Genomic DNA, 15711 nt, shown 5'->3' with positions numbered 1-15711 from the left:
ATGACCACTCCGACGCTCGCGGCCGAACCGACCGCGCCCGACTACCTGACGGCCGTGACCTGGGCGGGCCAGCACGACGCCGCCGTCCTGCTCGAAGGCGGGAAGAAGGCGCTCGTCGCCGGGGGCGCGGACGCCTCGTCCGTCAGTGTGAAACAGAGCGCCGTCTTCGACTTCGACACGGGGAAGTGGTCGGATCCCAGCCCCCTCGGCACCGCGCGGCAGCTGCACGCGCTGACCCTGTTGCCCGGCGGGAAAGTGCTGATCACCGGCGGGATCGGCGCGGTGGGCGGTCCGGCGCTGGCGACGGCCGAGCTGTTCGACCCGGGGACGGGCAAGTGGACGCCGGTCGCGACGCCGATGAAGACGGCGCGCTGGGGACACAGCGCGGTGCTCGTCGGCGGCAAAGTACTGGTGGCAGGGGGAAGCACGCTCCGGCCGGACGGGAAGGCCGTGGCACTGCGCTCGGCCGAGCTGTTCGACCCGGCGGGCGCGGGGTCCTGGGCGACGGCGGGGGAGATGACCGACGCGCGCACCGGGCACGCCGCCGTGGTCCTCGGCAAGAACGTGCTGGTGTGCGGGGGAAACGTGCCTGTCGGCACGGCGGACGACCCGGCGCTCGCCTTCTGCGAGCTCTACGACTCCGAAGCCGCGGCCGGTGCTTCGGCGTGGACACCCGCCGCGACCATGCGCCATCCCCGCAGCGGCCATACGGCGACGGCGTTGTCCGCCACTTCCGTGCTGGTCACCGGCGGCAAGGCGCCGGGAGTGACCGAAGGCGGCGCGTTCGACCCGTTCGCCCGCGACACCGCCGAGGTGTTCGACCTGACCGGGGCGGCGGGGACGTGGAAGGACGCCAAACCCCTGCCGGGCGGGCGGGCGTTCCATCGGGCCGTCGCGGTCGGCGCGGGAGCCGTCGTCGTCATCGGGGGCGCCGACGACCTCGCGAACGAGGCCGGGTACCGCAGCGCGCTGCGCTACGCGGCGGGCGAGTGGAAACCGTTGCCGGGGCTGGCCGAAGGGCGGTGGGGCTTCGCCGCCGTGGCCTCCGGGAACACCGTGCTCGTCGCCGGTGGCGTCGCGCGCACCGGGCAGGCGGCGGCGGGCCAGAAGACCGAGCTGACGAAGACCGCCGAGAAGTTCGGAGGCGGTTCGTGAGCGCGAACGCCTACTCCTTCCTCCCGTGGCTGCGCACCGGGCTGACCACCCTGATCAAGGGACAGGCCACCGGGCCGCGCGCGACCGTCCCGATCGGGCTGAGGCTGACCGGCGACGCGATCGAGGACGGAAAGCCCGCGCTGCGCCGCGAATTCACCCAGCCGGTGCAGCTCTACGGTCCGGGCGACGTCGTCGGCGTCGACCCGCGGGCCGTTTCCCGGACCGAGCCGAAGCCGGGGATCACCAATTTCGAACCGAACTACCTGGCGCACATCGAGTTCTACGACGAGGACTTCCCCTGGCGGTACAGCCCCGCGAAGCCCGACGAGACGAAGAAGCGGCTGGCACCGTGGCTCGCGCTGGTCGTGCTGTCCGAGGCCCCGGTGGAGTTCGAAGACGGCCTCCTTCCGGACAAGCCGCTGCCGTTCGTCAAGGTGAAGAACCCGCAGGCGCTCCAGCCGCAGGACGAACTCGGCGCGTGGGCGCACGTCCACGTCAACGGGGAGCTCGACGGCAGGATCGCCGTCGACGGCGAGGACATGGCGCGGACGCTGGGAAACCTGGGCAGGGTGCTGCGTGAGGCGCCGGACAGCGCCTGCTCGCGGGTGCTCTGCCCACGGCACTTGAAACCCAGCACGACCTACCACGCCTTCCTGGTGCCCGCGTTCGAAGCCGGCAGGCTGGCGGGGCTCGGCGAGGCCGTCCCCGACGACCTCTCCGCGACGAAACCGAGCTGGGGCACCGGAACCGGTGACGTCGTGCTCCCGTACTACCACCGCTGGTCCTTCACCACGAGCACGGTCGGCGACTTCGAATACCTGGTGCGGCTGCTGAAGCCCTACGAGGCGGGCAACCCCGTCGGCAGGCGTGACCTGGACGCGCATCGCAGGATCTACGACCTGCCCCCGCTCACCACGCCGACCGCGCCGGACGGGGTGCTGAAACTCGGCGGGGCGCTCCAGATCCCCGACACCGACGACCATCCCGACTCCTTCGAGAACTGGGACGGCTACCACACGAAGCCGGTGTCGCCGTATCCGAACCAGTGGCAGCGGGCCATGGCGGGGTTCGTCAACCTGGCGAACGCGTACCGGCAGAAGCCGCCGACGACCGCGAACGCGGAGGCGGCCGAAGCCGGGGTCTCCGCGGTGGAGGACCAGCCCGATCCGGTGATCACCCCGCCGCTCTACGGTTGCTGGCCCGCGCTGACCCAGACCCTGCTGACCGAGAACGGGCAGCCGGTGCCGCCGGAGCAACTGCGCAACTGGGTGCACCGGCTGAACCTCGACCCACGCCACCGTGTCGCCGCCCAGTTCGGCACCAAGGTCGTCCAGGCGCGGCAAGAGGAGTTCATGGCGGCCGCGTGGAACCAGCTCGGGGACATCCAGCGGGCGAACGCGCTCATCCGGGCCGCGCAGCTGGGCCGTCAGGTCGGGAACGCCCTGCACGGCAAGCATGTCGAGCCGTACGCCCCCAAGACGGCGGCCGTCGACGACAGGCCTGTGCCGGCGAAGGCGCTGACGCTGACGGCGCCCGCGCACGGGCGGGTGGTCGAACGCGCCTCGACCGCTTTCGCGCGCGCCGCCGAAGGAGAAGCGCCGGAGCTGTTCGCCGTCGGGTACAAAGTGGACAGAAGCCGGGTGGCCGCCGCGCCGATGTCCGCGCCGATGCGCCGGATCACCCGGCCGGGTTCGCGGCTGCGCAAACGTTTGCTGACGGCGGGGGACCAGTTCGACCTGCTGGTGGACCGGATCGACCGTAAGGAGGTCTTCGCCGCCCGGCCGAAGGTCGCGCCGCCCGTCACCACCGCTTCGCTGGGCCTGGTCCGGCGCGAAGCCGCCGCTGATCTCGCCGCCGACCCTGTCGACGAGCAGCTCGGCGTGATCGAAACCATCGACGACATGCTCGACGGCCTGCGCGCGGAGAAGACCGTGCTGGAGAACCTGGTGGCGTCGATGAACCTGCCGGAGCGGCTGCGGATCGCGGTGGGCGACCTGGTCGAGATCCTCGCGTACCCGGTGTTCGACATGCCGATGTACGAGGAGCTGCTGAAGTTCTCGGTCGAGACCTTCGTGCCCAACATCGGGCTCCTGCCGGAGAATTCGATCACCCTGCTGGAGAACAACCGCCAGTTCATCGAGTCCTATCTGATCGGGCTCAACCACGAAATGGCGCGGGAGATGCTCTGGCGCGAGTTCCCGACCGATCAGCGCGGGACGCCGTTCCGGCAGTTCTGGGATCCGCGTCCGGTGCCGCTGGAGCCGGGCGAGTCACGGGAAGCCTGGCGGGAAAGGCTGTACGACATCCCGCCGCTCCATCGCTGGGCCAAGACCTCGAAGCTCGGGGAGAACAACCATCGCCGTCTTCCGCCGAAGCAGGGTGAGAAACAGGCGAAGGACCTGGTCCTGGTGATCCGGGGCGAGCTGCTCAAGAAGTATCCGAACGTGTCGATCTACGCGCACAAGGCTGTCTGGCCGCTGAAGAAGGACGGCACCCCGGACACCAGTGGCGAGCGCACCATCGCGCCCGTCCCGGCGAACGTGCCGCTGAGCGACGAGCTGGTCCGGCTCCCGGTCTACGAGGCCAAGGTCTCCCCGGACCTCTATCTGCTCGGCTTCCCGCTGAGTGAAGACGAAGCCAGGGCCGGCGGGGCGGACAAGCTCGGCTGGTTCTTCGTGCTCAAGGAACGGCCCGGCGACCCGCGGTTCGGCCTGGACGAACCGCCGCCCGGCCCGCTGCCCGAAGTCGAGGTGTGGAACGACGCCACCTGGGGGCATCTCGACCCCGGGAATCCCGGCAGCGGCTTCGTCCGGTTCGACGGAGGGGTCGTGGTCCACCTCGACGAGTTCCTCGAAAAGGACGACCAGGAGAAGATCCGCCAGCGCGAAGACGACGAGTTCATCACCGAGTGGGCGCCGGCCGTCAGCGCCGCCGACGTCGCCTACATCCTTTTCCAGGCACCGGTTCTGGTGGCCGTGCACGCACAGGAGATGGTGCGGGATGCCTGATCTCAAGCTCGACTTCCCGGTGCTGCTCGGGCCGGTGCGCGTCGAGACCCGGTACGTCGGGCAGGAACTGCTCGTGCGGGTGTTCCCCGACGAATGGTCGGTGGACAAGTTCGAAGCCAAACCGACCCGTGCCGAACTCGCCGCGCTGGACGCGTACTGGACCACCCTCTGGGCCGCCGGGGGCGCTCCGGGTGGGGACCAGGCGGCGTGGCAGCAGCTCGTCGCGCGGGTTCCCGCCGGGCGGGCCGCGTGGCTGCTGCGGACCCGCAAGCCCGCCAATCCGGCCGACCGGCCGACGGGGGTTCCTCGCGGTACGGCGGTGCTGGTGGTCGTCACGCCCCAGCCCGTCGTGGCGCAGGATCGTCAGCCGACGGTGACGTACTGGACCGCCGTCTGGCGTGCGCACGGTGACCAGGGAAAGCTGCGTGAGGCCGACATCGCGTTGCTCGCCGCCGTCGGGGCCGGGCGGGCCAAGACGATCCGCGACCGCCGTCCGTCCGGTGTGGACAGTGCGCCGTCGACGCCGGGCACCGAGGTGGTGGTGGCGTTCCTGGAGCTCACGCCGCTGCCGCCCGGTGATATCGCGGAAGACTCCTGGACCGTGGCCGCGACGGCGAGGCTGCTGCCGGACAGATTCACCGCGTACGGCTACGTCGGTGGCGCGCGCGTGTTCGCGAGGAACGGCGAGCCGGTCAAACCCGAACTCGCGGTCAGCCCCGACCCGGGGACGGAGAAGGACAAACAGCTCAAGGTCACCGAGGAGACCGGCGCGCTGCGGGTCCCGGACGCCCTGAAATGGCTGACCGAGTTCAAGGCCGCGGAAGCGGTCGGGATGGGCATCCGGATCACCCTGGAAGCGGCCTTCGCCGAGAAGCTAGACAGGCTCGTCGTGCTCGGCCTGCGCGAGCAGGCGACACCGGAGAAGACGGCGGCCGACTGGGGCGGGCTGCTCGCCGACCAGATCCGCACGCCCGCCGGGTTCGCGTTCCTGCCGCAGGGCACGCCGACCAACAACTCCGAACAGGCGTCCGCGGGCCAGGATCCGAAGGCCGCGGCCGAATCCGCGCTCGCCACCGCGGCCGGGTTCACGGCAGCCGCCGGGGACAAGAACGACGGCGAGTGGTTCGCAGAACTGCTGGGCATCGACCCGGCGGTCCTGGCCGGGGTCCCGAACGCCGACGGCTTCGACCGTCGCGACGCCCGTGCGGCGCACACCGCGCTGTGGCCCGCCACCTGGGGTTACTACCTCCCGGCGTTGCTCGACGGAGTGCTGACCGAGGAACAGATCGCGCAGACGCGGCAGTTCTTCCTTGACCACGTCTCCGGACGCGGCCCGCTGCCGGTGGTCAAGATCGGCAGGCAGCCCTACGGGATCCTGCCGACGACGGTGTTCACCAAACTCGCCTTTCCCGCCACCGCCGGGCACCGGACGGCGTTGAACGAGCTCCTGAAGCAGGCGGCGACGCACTGGCAGGCCGCGCTCGGGCGGGTCCAGTACCTCGATTCGGCCGTCGGGGACCCGCACCAGAAGCTGCTCGACATCCTCGCGCTGCACCCGACGTCGGCCGAGTACCACCTCCGCGACGCCCAGAGCGTCGATGACCTGTTCGCGGAACGGCTCGAAGCCGAGCTGAGCACGCCGCTGCGGGAGACGCTGGCCGCGTTCGGTCACCACGCCGAGGATCCCGGCCTGCTGCGGCAGGTGTTCGCCGAGGATGCCCAGGTGGTGCAACGTCCGGTCGTCGACGACCGGCCACTGTCCGAAGTGGACAAGATCCGGCCCTACGCGGCCGAAGGCAACTACCTGGCCTGGCTGGCGCATTACGGAGGGACCGACCTGGAGACGGTCCGCAAGGAGGACGGCTTCACCGACAACGTCCGGCCGACGGCGCTGCTGTACCTGCTTGCGCGGCAGGCCGTGCTGCTCGGTGCGGCCGGGGCCGGCCGGTCCGAGCAGCTCGTCGCGGTCGAACTGCTCGCGGGCCTGCCGACGGCGCGGCTGGAGCGGGTGTTCGCCGAGCATCTCGACTGCGCCACCTACCGGCTCGACGCCTGGCGGCTCGGGCTCGTCAACGAACGGCTGGCGGAACTGCGCCGGGATCCCGCCGGCGGCGCCTCGAAACGGGGACTGCATCTCGGCGCGTACGGCTGGCTGGAGAACATCTCCCGTGGTCCGGCCCCGGCCACGAAGGACCTTCCCGCCGGTCTGCCGCCGATCTTCGGCACCGGGCCGTTGCCGCACGACGTGGACAACGGCGGCTACGTCCACGCGCCGTCACCCGCCCACGCGCGTACGGCGGCGGTGCTGCGGGCGGGTTTCCTCGCCAACGGCAAGCCGCGTGAGGACAGCACGTTCGCGGTGAACCTGAGCTCGGACCGGGTTCGCGTCGCGGTGTCCCTTTTGGACGGGATGCGGCAGGGGCAGTCGCCCGGCGCGCTGCTGGGGTACCGCTTCGAACGCGGGCTGCACGACCGGCGGATCGGGCTCGACAAGGTCATCGCCGGGCTCCGGCTGAAGTTCCCCTTGATGGCGAACAAGATCGCCGACACGGCTCCACCGTCGAAGGGGGAGGGGGCGCCGACGAGCATCGAACAGGTCGAAGCGGGCAACGTCATCGACGGCCTCGCCCTGATCCGCCACGTGGAGACCCTGAAGAAGGACGACCGGGTCTATCCCTACAAACTCGACGGCGTCCCCAAGGTGACCGATCCTGGCGAGCTCACGGACATCGGCATCGAGGTCGACGCCCTGCGGAACGCGCACGACGCGCTGGCCGACCTCGTCGTCGCCGAGGGCGCGCATCAGGTGCTGCAGGGCAACACCGAACGCGCGGCGGCCACGCTGGACTCCTACGCGAAGGGCGGTGTGCTGCCCGAGCCCGCGGTGATCGAGACCCCGCGCAGCGGGACCACGCTCACCCACCGGCTGGGCCTGCAGTTCACCCCCGGCCTCGGTCCCGACCACGGCGCTCCGCTGCTGGGCCGGAACAACCCGAGGGCCAGGGCCGAACCGGCGGTGAACCAGTGGCTCGCCGACGTGCTGCCGTCGCCGTCGGAGGTGGCCGCGCTGGTCACCTGGAAGGATCCGGCGCGCCCGCCCGAGGCCGAGCCGCGCAGCCGCGTGGTGACCCAGGCCGAGGCGGGACTGCAACGGATCGACCTGCTGTGGGCGGTGCCCCCGGCGGAGAAGGCCGAGGCGACCGACCTCGACGACCGGATCCTCGGCGTGGTCATCGAGAAGTCGCGGCCGCGGCCGGACGCCAAACTCGAAATCCACTACACGCGAAGGGTCGATCGCAAGGTCAGCTTCTTCGAACTGTCCCCGCTCATCGGTGCCCTGCGGTCGCTGCTGACGACGGCCCGGCCGCTGCGGCCGACCGACCTGATCCCCGCGTCCGGGACCGCGCGGATCGAGCGCGCGGCGGACGACGCCGTGTCGCTGAGCCGGGAACGGCAGGCTGCCGTACTGGAATCCCTGACGGATCTAGGTGGTGAAGTCACTGAGTTCCTGGCCGATCTCGGCGCGCTTTACCCGGCGACAGGCGAACCGGCCCGCGCCGAAATCCTCGACGGGATCGACGCTTTCCTCGCCCGGTACGCGAAACTGGCCAAAGCCGCGGGTGACTTCGGTGTCGTGGTCAGCGGCTGGGGTGAGCTTTCGCTGTGGCGGGGCGGTGTTTTCGCTTCCGTCCTCGCCGCCGTCGCGGAGATCGCCGGCCGGATGGGACGCGCGCTCACGGCCGCGAACCTCCTGCTGGACCGGTACGAGAACCTGCCTCCGTCCACAACGGACGGTGAGCGGTTCAGGATACTGGAGCAGGCGGAACGGTTGCTCGTCACCAAACCGGTGCCGCGTGAGCAGACGCCGTTCGGGATGCGGGCGCGGGTGCGGCAGGCCCGCACCAGATTCAAGATCCGCCTCGACCGGCTGACCGGGTTCAAGGAGACGTCGGAACCGACCCTGGGCGGACTGCTCGCCGACGTGGCGCGTCAGCTGCCGCTGGCCGACATCGACCCGGCCGGTCTCTCGCTGAAGCCGTTCGAGGATCAGGCCGTCGCCTACGGCCGGGAACTGCTGGCACGAGCGGGAAAGCTCAAGGCCGAGCTCGTCGGCGAAGGCGGCCGGAAACCGGCCGCCGAGAAGCTGCTGGCGCTGCGCGACAAGGCCGTGACCGGGCCGGACCGGGTGCGAACCGGGATCGACGTCCTCAAGGCACTGCTCGGCGAGGACGTCCTGGTCGTCCCCGAGTTCACACCGTCGGAAGACGTCCTCGACCGCTGGCGGGACGCGCGCGCCGACAGCCGGGACCTCATCGCCCATCTGAAGCCCAGGGACCTCGACGACCTCCGAGGTCGCGACTTCCCGGTGGACGACTGGCTGCACGGAATGGCGCGGGTCCGCGAAAAGCCGCGCCTGTGGGAGAAAACGGTGCAGCTGGCGGGCGCGCTGCTCGCCCCCGGCGGACTGCTCGGCACCGACATCCTCGGCTGGAACGAGCCGGAACTGACCCCCGTGCAGCTGCCGTACGTCGAGGAAGACCACTGGCTGGCCATGGAGTTCTTCGACCCCGCCAAGGTGGGCGACCAGCTCGGCCAGGACAGGCTGCTGTACACCGCGCACTACAAGACCTCGCTGGGCGGCGACAGCCAGTGCGGGCTCCTGCTCGACGAATGGACCGAGGTGATCCCCGCCGTCCGCGAGACCACCGGGATCGCGCTGCACTACGACGGCCCGGATTCCGAACCGCCGCAGACCATGCTGCTCGTCGTCCCGCCGGTGCTGGAACCGGGCGGGAACTGGACCCCGGAACTGCTCGTCGAGGCGATCACGGAAACCTTCGGCCTGGCGAAGACGCGCGCTGTCGAACCGGATCACCTCGCGAGTACCGAGCTGGGGCATCTGCTCCCGGCGACGGTGCTGTCCGAGACCCAGCTGTCCGAGACCCTGCGTCGGAAGGCCACGTCATGACCGAAACGCCGTCGTTCACCAGGCTGGAGGGCAGACCCCGCACCGTCGGTTTCGACCGGGCGCTGCGCGTGGAGGTCCGGGATCCGTTGTGGATGCTCACGCGGCAGTGGCAGCTGGGCGAGTTCCACGGCGCGAACGCGGGGAGCCCGGTCACCGTGACCTACGCCGTCTCGCCCTCGCGGCCCACCCGGTTCAAGTCGCCGCAAGGGCCGCCGCAGGACCTGGCGTCGGACCGTCCACTGGAGACGGTCGCGGAGCGGCGACGGCTGCCGTTGGCCTATGGCACCTCCGGCGGCGAGACGATCGGGTTCGATCTGCGGCTCGCGATCGGCCGCCAGTGGCTGAAGCTGCTGGACTCCGCCGCCGGCGTGCTCGGTCAGGTGCTGGGGTTCAAGAAGTTCTACATCGAGCGGTACCCCATCGCGCTGCCCGATCCCGCGAAGGCCGACGACGTCGCGAAGCTGGCGCATCCCGAGGTCTGGTCGACGATGCAGGCGATCTCCGGGCGCCGGATGGACGGCTACCTGTTCTACCTGCACCTCAAGGCCGGACGTGACGCCGACGAAGGGCTCACCATCTTCATCCCCTCGCTCCGCGAAACGTTGCGGAAACTGGGGAAGCGGCTGGTGGCCTGGTACGGGAAACTCGTCGACCAGCCCGCGCCCGCCGACGCGACCTGGGATCCGGGCAGGCTCGAGCACCGGTTCTCGGTCGCCGCTTCGACGCCGGGCGGGGAGAAGAAACTGGCCGCCCCCGAGTACCCCGGCGGCACCCTGGAGTGGCACGCGTTCTCGGTCGACCCCAAGGAACCGCTCGGCGGGACCAGACCGACGGAGCCGACGCTCACCCGGACGGTGTTCCCGGCGCCGGTCCGCTATTCCGGGATGCCGTTGCCGCGCTGGTGGGCACAGGAGGACGGGAAGACCAACTTCGCCGCCGTCCGCCCGGACAGCACCGATCTCGCCCGGCTGGTCTTCCTCGAATTCGCCCTGGTGTTCTCCAACGACTGGTACCAGGTGCCGTGCGACCTGCCCGCGGGGACGCTGTCCAGGATCCAGGGGCTGGTCGTCACCGACGTGTTCGGGGAGAAACAGTGGATCACCCCGGCGGGCGACGGACGCGACGAGGAATGGAAGCGGTGGTCGATGTTCACCCTGGACACCCTCGGCCCCGAAGACGTCCGGGCGGACACGGACCTCTTCCTGCCGCCGAGCGTGCCGAAGGTGACCGAGGGACCCGCTCTGGAGGAGGTCCTGCTGATCCGGGACGAGAACGCGAACCTCGTCTGGGGGATCGAGCAGACCGTGAGCACGCCGCTGGGCGAACCGCGCCGGGGAAGCGAGGCGGCCGCGGAGGTCACGACGTTCCGGCAACGGCTGCACGACGCGGCCCCCGCCACGGCCGACGCGGACCCGCCGCGCGCGCCGATCTCGTACTTCGCGATGAACTCCGTGCCCGGACACTGGATCCCGTTCATCCCGGTGCACGAACCGGGGGACAACCGCGAGATCCGGCTGCAGCGGGCGGCGATGCCGAGCGTGGTCGACGCGACGCCGGTGAGGCCGCGGACGAGCCTGCTCCGGGTGGGGCTCGACGAACGGCAGGCCGGTGAGAAGCCGCAGTACTTCCTCCACGAGGAGGAGGTGACCCGCGCGGGCACGCGGGTCACCCTCGCCTACAACCGGACGCGCTGGCACGACGGGCGCGCCGTCGTCTGGCTCAGCGCGCGGCGCGGTGTCGGCCGGGGAGAGGGCTCCAGCGGGCTGGCCTTCGACCTGGTGGTGGACACTCCGATGCCGTGACGCGCGGCGGGCCGGTGGCCGTTCGGTCCGGCGGGTCGTGAGTGATAAGTGTCGTTCTAACGCGACTTACCACTCACGACCCTGGACCGATGCCTACGTGCGCCGACCTGACCAGAGGTCAGCCGTTCGCGGCGATGTCCGCGAGGACCGCGGCGATGGTGCGGACCGGGACACCGGTGCCGCCCTTGCCGGTGTAGCCCCACGGTCCGGCGGTGTTGAACGACGGGCCCGCGATGTCGATGTGCGCCCAGGGCAGGCCCTCGGTGACGAACTCGCGCAGGAAGATGCCCGCGGCGAGCATGCCGCCCCAGCGGTGCCCGGTGACGTTGGCCAGGTCGGCGAGACGCGAGTCGAGGTCGGCGCGCAGCTCCTCCGGCAGCGGCATGGCCCAGCCGCCCTCGCCGGTCGCCTGCGCGATGCCGGCGATCCGGTCGCGGAACTCGTCCGAACCCATGACGCCCGCGGTGCGGTTGCCCAGCGCCACGACCTGCGCGCCGGTCAGCGTCGAGGTCTCGATCAGGTAGTCGGGGTTCTCTTCGCCCGCGCGCACGATCGCGTCGGCCAGCACGAGACGGCCTTCGGCGTCGGTGTTGAGCACCTCGACGGTCTTGCCGCCGTACATGCTGAGCACGTCGCCCGGCCGGTACGAGGTGGCCGAAGGCAGGTTCTCCGCCAGCGGGATGTGCGCGACGACCTCGAGCGGGTACTTCAGCTTCGCGGCCAGCACCACGGAGGCGAGCACGGCGGCCGCGCCCGACATGTCCGAGGTCATGTGGTCCATGTTCGCGGCGGGCTTGATCGAGATGCCGCCCGAGTCGAAGGTGATGCCCTTGCCGACCAGCGCGACCTTCTTGACCGCCTTCGCGGGCTTGTAGGCGACGCGCAGCAGGCGCGGCTGCCGCGAGGAACCGCCGCCGACGCCGAGGATGCCGCCGAAGCCCTTGCGCTTGAGGGCCTTCTCGTCGAGGACCTCGAACTCGAGGCTGTTCGCCTCGGCCAGGGTCTTCGCGCGGTCGGCGAAGGAGGCCGGGAACAGGTCGTTCGGCGGGGTGTTGATCAGGTCGCGGGCGATGATGACCGACTCCGCGATCAGGGTGGCGGCCTTCAGCGTCGCCTTGTGGTCCTTGGCGGTGCCCTCTTCGGGGCTTACGAAGTCGACCTTGGCGACCGGGCCGTCGCCCTTCTCGGAGCGGTACTCGGTGAAGGAGTACGCGCCGAGCGCGGTGCCCTCGACGGCGGCCTGCAGGTCGATCGCCGACAGCGTGACGAACGCGCGCTCGGTGCCGTTCAGTGCCCGCGCGGCGGCACCGGCGCCCCGGCGGACCTGCTCGGCGGTGACGCCGTCGGCGCCCGCCTTGCCGAGGCCGACGGCCAGCACGACGCCGGCGGACAGTTTGCCCAGCGTCGGTACCTTGACGACCTCGTCGGCCTTGCCGGACGCGCCGAGCGTGCCGAGGACCTCGGCGAGCTTGCCGTCGAAGGCGGTGTCGGCAACGGAGGAACCGGCGGCGAGCGCCAGACCGTCCTCGCCCTCACACGTGCCGATGACGACGACGTCGGCGCGCGTCTTGGCCAGCGCCGCTTCGGCGTTCTCGGTCAGGGCAAGCTTCGGCACGGTCACTTCTGGCTCCTCGCGCGTTCGCGGTGGTACCGGGCGTCCGCCCGGTTGGATCGTGAGCCATGCTAATGACAGCGGGACCAGGGGGAACAGCGGGGCCGACGGGGTCACTCGGTGTACAGGAAGGGAGACGGCGTGCGGCTGGCTGGCGGTCTGCTCATCGCACTGGCGGTGGGTACCTCCGGAGCGGACTATTGGGTACTTTTCGCCGCCGTCGTGGCGGCCTTGCTCGCCGTCGCGTCGGAGGCACTGCTGCCGCCGCTGGGGGACACCGGGCCCGAGCGGATCGCGGGCTCCGTTTCGCGCCTGGGCCTGGTCGTGGTCTTCGCGACGACGTTCGGGCAGTACGTCTTCCCCGCCGCCCCGGGAGTCGCCGCCGCGGTGTTCGCCGTGGTGGTGGGCGCCGCCGACCTCGCCGGGGTCCGTCTCGGTGACTACGCCGCCCGCTGGGTCACCGGGCTCCTGCTGGTCGCGGCCGCGTCCCTGATCGCGATCTGCGTCGGCATCCCGCCCCTGGCGCAGTTCATCGCACCGGATCCGCCGTCCGTACCCGGTCTCGGCCTCGCCGTGCTGGTCCTGCTGCCGTTCCTGGTGCCCCGCCGTCCCGGCGCCGGCCGCGCGGCCGCGGTGGGCGCTGTGGCCGTGGCGATCATCGCCGTCGCCCTCTACCAGTTGGGACCGGTCCGGCTGGGGCTTTCGGCGACGTCGTTCCGTGAACTCCTCGCGGCGGCCGACGCGGTCTCGCTACTGCCGGTCCTGACCGTGATCGTCGCCGTGGCGACCGTCCCCGTCGCGGTGGACGCCTTCACCGACGGCCGGGAACGGCTTTCCCCGGAACGTCCGAAGACGACACTCGCTTGTGGACTGATCGTGGCCGTCGCCGCCGCCTTCGCTGGGCCGGTAGTGGCCCTCGGGCTCGCGGGAGTGGGAACGCTCGCCGAACTGGTTCTGCGGGTCCGCGCCCGTCGGTACCGTTCGAGGAGTGACCGTTCAAGGTGTGCGTGATCCTCTTTGGGCTCCAGGCGACACGGTCGTCGAGCGGTTCCTGCGACCGGACGGCTCGATCGGCCAGCATCATCCGCTGCGAGTCATCGCCGACGACGGCGCCGTGCTGCTCGGCTGGCTTCCCGCGGACACCCCGATCATCGGCAGCAGGCTCGCCGACGGGCGGCTCTTCCGTGAGGCGCCGCTCGAGGAGCGGTTCCGGGTGCCGCGGGTGCGCGTGGCCGACTTCTGGCGAGACACCTCGACGCTGCGCCGGATCGCCGACGACGAATGGTCGTCGGTCTGGTGGTTCTTCGACGCCGGCGGCGACTTCCTGAACTGGTACGTCAACCTCGAGGTCCCGTTGGGGCGCACACCGTCCGGGCCGGATCGGATCGACGGCATCCTGGACGTCGCCGTCGAGCCCGGCGGGCGCTGGCAGTGGAAGGACGAGGACGAGGCCGAGGAGGCCGTTCTGGCCGGGCGCATCACCGCGGGTCAGCTGGAGAGGCTGCGTGCCGAGGGCGAGCGGATCGGGGCGCTCGCGACGGCCGGGCGGTTCCCCTTCGACGGGACGTGGACCGACTTCCGGCCGGACCCGGGCTGGCCGGCGCCCGGTCTGCCCGATGGGCTGCTTTAGCCGACGAGGAGCAGCAGCAGCGCCGCGAGCGCGACGTTGATCACCGCGAGGACGACCACCGATTTGGTGGACAGCTCGCGCGGGAACGCCTTGCCGTGGATGTGGCGCCACCAGAAAATGCCGAAACCGCCTCCGACCAGGCCGAGGAACGCGCCGAAGCCGCTGTCCAGCAGGGCCCAGCCGTCCATCATCAGCAGGCCGGTGCCGAAGGTCAGCAGCACCGCCGTCGCGAAGGTCTTGACGTCGGCCCCCGCGCCGGGGGTGGCGGGCTGGGCCGGGGTGGCGGGCTGCATCTGGTTGTACGTCACGCCGCCATCCTAGGGGCGCGGGCCCTCGCGTGTTCGTCCTGACGGACAGTTCGACGGCGGTAAAGATATGCGGACGTCCGACTAACGTGGGTCCGACCAAGCGTTATCGTCTTAGACATGACGACCTCGACGCAGTTCAGCCACCTCCCGCACCCGAGCCCCGCGAGCCCGGAACGCGTCGCGGACGTATTGGCCGCACCCGGCTTCGGGCTGCACTTCACCGACCACATGGTGACCGTGAAGTGGAGCGCCGAGCAGGGCTGGCACGACGCGACCGTCGGGCCGTACGCACCCTTGACGCTCGACCCGGCGACCTCCGTGCTGCACTACGGCCAGGCGATCTTCGAAGGCCTCAAAGCCTACCGCCAGCCCGACGGCACGATCGCCGCGTTCCGGCCCGACGCGAACGCGATCCGGTTCCGCAACTCGGCCGAGCGCCTCGCCATGCCGCAGCTGCCGGTGGAGGTCTTCCTCGACTCGATCCGCGAGCTCATCGCGGTCGACAGCCGCTGGGTCCCGACGAAGCCGGGCGAGTCGCTGTACCTGCGCCCGTTCATGATCTCCACCGAAGCCGGGCTAGGCGTCAACCGGCCCGCGAACGAGTACCTCTACGCGCTGATCGGCTCGCCCGCCGGCTCGTACTTCTCCGGCGGCGTGAAGCCGGTGAGCGTGTGGCTCTCGACCGAGTACGTGCGCGCGGTCCCCGGCGGTACCGGCGAGGCCAAATGCGCCGGCAACTACGCGGCGTCGTTCGTGGCGCAGGCGCAGGCCGTGGAAAAGGGCTGTGACCAGGTCGTGTGGCTCGACGCCGTCGAGCGGCGCTGGATCGAGGAGATGGGCGGGATGAACCTGTTCTTCGTCTTCGGCTCCGGTGACGAGGCCCGCGTCGTGACCCCGGAACTGACCGGGTCGCTGCTGCCGGGCGTCACCCGCAAGTCGCTGCTGGAGCTGGCGAAGTCGTTCGGGCACCAGGTCGAGGAGCGACGCATCTCCACCGACGAGTGGGAGAGGGCGGCGGCTTCGGGTGAGCTGACCGAGGTGTTCGCCTGCGGCACCGCGGCGGTCATCACCCCGGTCGGGCACGTGAAGCACGCGGGCGGCGAGTTCTCCGTGGCGGGCGGGCAGACCGGCGAGCTGACGATGAAGCTGCGCGGCGCGCTGACCGGGATCCAGGAGGGCACCCGGCCCGCTCCCGAGGGCTGGATGTACCCGCTGGCCTGAGCCTCA

At 70.9% G+C, this 15711-nt stretch carries 9 protein-coding genes; 7 read left to right on the top strand and 2 right to left on the bottom strand.

Annotated elements, in window-relative coordinates; all coding sequences use genetic code 11:
* Genes ACFOSH_RS41535 through ACFOSH_RS41520 form a run of 4 tightly spaced genes read left to right on the top strand, consistent with a single transcriptional unit; the run spans window position 1 to window position 10934 of the window.
* Window positions 1-1155, top strand: coding sequence for a Kelch repeat-containing protein (locus ACFOSH_RS41535; RefSeq protein ID WP_378246850.1), 1155 nt, complete (start codon window positions 1-3; stop codon window positions 1153-1155).
* Window positions 1152-4163, top strand: coding sequence for a hypothetical protein (locus ACFOSH_RS41530; RefSeq protein WP_378246848.1), 3012 nt, complete (start codon window positions 1152-1154; stop codon window positions 4161-4163). The genes ACFOSH_RS41535 and ACFOSH_RS41530 overlap by 4 nt, the downstream gene beginning before the upstream one ends.
* Window positions 4156-9132: a hypothetical protein gene (locus ACFOSH_RS41525; RefSeq protein ID WP_378246846.1), complete on the top strand. Its 4977-nt coding sequence runs from the start codon at window positions 4156-4158 to the stop codon at window positions 9130-9132. Before ACFOSH_RS41530 ends, ACFOSH_RS41525 begins: the two co-directional genes overlap by 8 nt.
* Window positions 9129-10934 (top strand): hypothetical protein, encoded by a 1806-nt coding sequence (locus ACFOSH_RS41520; protein WP_378246844.1) that lies wholly within the window; start codon window positions 9129-9131, stop codon window positions 10932-10934. Before ACFOSH_RS41525 ends, ACFOSH_RS41520 begins: the two co-directional genes overlap by 4 nt.
* A gap of 118 nt (window positions 10935-11052) precedes the next feature.
* On the opposite strand, the gene ACFOSH_RS41515 is transcribed toward ACFOSH_RS41520, so the two are convergent.
* A complete protein-coding gene (locus ACFOSH_RS41515) occupies window positions 11053-12555 on the bottom strand; it encodes a leucyl aminopeptidase (protein ID WP_378246842.1) in 1503 nt (500 codons plus the stop codon).
* 132 nt (window positions 12556-12687) lie between these two features.
* On the opposite strand from ACFOSH_RS41515, the gene ACFOSH_RS41510 reads away from it, so the two are divergent.
* On the top strand, window positions 12688-13557 hold the full coding sequence (locus ACFOSH_RS41510) for a hypothetical protein (RefSeq protein WP_378246840.1): 870 nt from the start codon (window positions 12688-12690) through the stop codon (window positions 13555-13557).
* Window positions 13550-14176 (top strand): DUF402 domain-containing protein, encoded by a 627-nt coding sequence (locus ACFOSH_RS41505; protein ID WP_378246838.1) that lies wholly within the window; start codon window positions 13550-13552, stop codon window positions 14174-14176. Before ACFOSH_RS41510 ends, ACFOSH_RS41505 begins: the two co-directional genes overlap by 8 nt.
* On the opposite strand, the gene ACFOSH_RS41500 is transcribed toward ACFOSH_RS41505, so the two are convergent.
* The gene (locus ACFOSH_RS41500; protein WP_378246836.1) at window positions 14173-14484 is read right to left on the bottom strand and encodes a hypothetical protein; all 312 of its coding nucleotides are present in this window, start codon (window positions 14482-14484) and stop codon (window positions 14173-14175) included. The genes ACFOSH_RS41505 and ACFOSH_RS41500 overlap by 4 nt on opposite strands.
* Before the next feature lie 117 nt (window positions 14485-14601).
* On the opposite strand from ACFOSH_RS41500, the gene ACFOSH_RS41495 reads away from it, so the two are divergent.
* Window positions 14602-15705: a branched-chain amino acid aminotransferase gene (locus ACFOSH_RS41495; protein WP_378246834.1), complete on the top strand. Its 1104-nt coding sequence runs from the start codon at window positions 14602-14604 to the stop codon at window positions 15703-15705.
* Window positions 15706-15711 lie beyond the last annotated feature (6 nt).

Origin of the sequence: Amycolatopsis speibonae (assembly GCF_042647925.1) — a bacterium.
Classification (GTDB): domain Bacteria; phylum Actinomycetota; class Actinomycetes; order Mycobacteriales; family Pseudonocardiaceae; genus Amycolatopsis; species Amycolatopsis speibonae.
This window is presented reverse-complemented; position numbering and strand designations above follow the sequence as displayed.

Coding starts and splice junctions, on each gene's coding strand:
- ACFOSH_RS41535 (WP_378246850.1), top strand. CDS start 1: ATGACCACTCCGACGCTCGCGGCCGAACCGACCGCGCCCGACTACCTG.
- ACFOSH_RS41525 (WP_378246846.1), top strand. CDS start 4,156: ATGCCTGATCTCAAGCTCGACTTCCCGGTGCTGCTCGGGCCGGTGCGC.
- ACFOSH_RS41495 (WP_378246834.1), top strand. CDS start 14,602: ATGACGACCTCGACGCAGTTCAGCCACCTCCCGCACCCGAGCCCCGCG.
- ACFOSH_RS41520 (WP_378246844.1), top strand. CDS start 9,129: ATGACCGAAACGCCGTCGTTCACCAGGCTGGAGGGCAGACCCCGCACC.